The 1,734-nt window shown below is 57.6% G+C and carries 1 rRNA gene (cut by a window edge); it reads left to right on the top strand.

The window, feature by feature from the left end:
- The first annotated feature begins 50 nt into the window (after positions 1-50).
- Positions 51-1,734, top strand: a 23S ribosomal RNA gene (locus ACZ6SQ_RS38230); it runs 1,489 nt beyond the window's last position.

Below are 1,734 nucleotides of genomic sequence, written 5' to 3'. Positions count from 1 at the left end.
CGGGTGGTTGGTCGTTGTTTGAGAACTGCACAGTGGACGCGAGCATCTGTGGCCAAGTTTTTAAGGGCGCACGGTGGATGCCTTGGCACCAGGAACCGATGAAGGACGTGGGAGGCCACGATAGTCCCCGGGGAGTCGTCAACCAGACTTTGATCCGGGGGTTTCCGAATGGGGAAACCCGGCAGTCGTCATGGGCTGTCACCCATGCCTGAACACATAGGGCATGTGGAGGGAACGAGGGGAAGTGAAACATCTCAGTACCCTCAGGAAGAGAAAACAACCGTGATTCCGGGAGTAGTGGCGAGCGAAACCGGATGAGGCCAAACCGTATGCGTGTGAGACCCGGCAGGGGTTGCGCATGCGGGGTTGTGGGATCTCTCTTTCACAGTCTGCCGGCTGTGAGACGAGTCAGAAACCGTTGATGTAGGCGAAGGACATGCGAAAGGTCCGGCGTAGAGGGTAAGACCCCCGTAGCTGAAACATCAGCGGCTCGTTTGAGAGACACCCAAGTAGCACGGGGCCCGAGAAATCCCGTGTGAATCTGGCGGGACCACCCGCTAAGCCTAAATATTCCCTGGTGACCGATAGCGGATAGTACCGTGAGGGAATGGTGAAAAGTACCCCGGGAGGGGAGTGAAATAGTACCTGAAACCGTGTGCCTACAAGCCGTGGGAGCACCTTTTGTGGTGTGACTGCGTGCCTTTTGAAGAATGAGCCTGCGAGTTTGCGGTGTGTTGCGAGGTTAACCCGTGTGGGGAAGCCGTAGCGAAAGCGAGTCCGAACAGGGCGGTATAGTAGCGCGCTCAAGACCCGAAGCGGAGTGATCTAGCCATGGGCAGGTTGAAGCGGAGGTAAGACTTCGTGGAGGACCGAACCCACCAGGGTTGAAAACCTGGGGGATGACCTGTGGTTAGGGGTGAAAGGCCAATCAAACTCCGTGATAGCTGGTTCTCCCCGAAATGCATTTAGGTGCAGCGTCGTGTGTTTCTTGCCGGAGGTAGAGCACTGGATAGGCGATGGGCCCTACCGGGTTACTGACCTTAGCCAAACTCCGAATGCCGGTAAGTGAGAGCGCGGCAGTGAGACTGTGGGGGATAAGCTCCATGGTCGAGAGGGAAACAGCCCAGAGCATCGACTAAGGCCCCTAAGCGTACGCTAAGTGGGAAAGGATGTGGAGTCGCACAGACAACCAGGAGGTTGGCTTAGAAGCAGCCACCCTTGAAAGAGTGCGTAATAGCTCACTGGTCTAGTGATTCCGCGCCGACAATGTAGCGGGGCTCAAGCGTACCGCCGAAGTCGTGTCATTGCAGCATATAGGGCCAACGCCTGCTGTGATGGGTAGGGGAGCGTCGTCTGCCGGGTGAAGCGGCACCGGAAGGTAGTCGTGGACGGTTGACGAGTGAGAATGCAGGCATGAGTAGCGATTCACACGTGAGAAACGTGTGCGCCGATTGACTAAGGGTTCCTGGGTCAAGCTGATCTGCCCAGGGTAAGTCGGGACCTAAGGCGAGGCCGACAGGCGTAGTCGATGGATAACCGGTTGATATTCCGGTACCCGCTGTGAAGCGTCAAACATCGAGCCCACTAATGCTAAGGCCGTGAAGCCGCCCCGGAGCCTTCGGGCAAAGGGGAGTGGTGGAGCCGCCGAACCAAGGTGGTAGTAGGTGAGTGATGGGGTGACGCAGGAAGGTAGTCCATCCCGGGCGGTGGTTGTCCCGGGGTAAGGGTGTAGGC

This window comes from Streptomyces sp. NPDC048600 (assembly GCF_055587025.1).
Note: the sequence above shows the minus strand (reverse complement) of the source record. Positions and strands in the feature narration are given on the sequence as shown.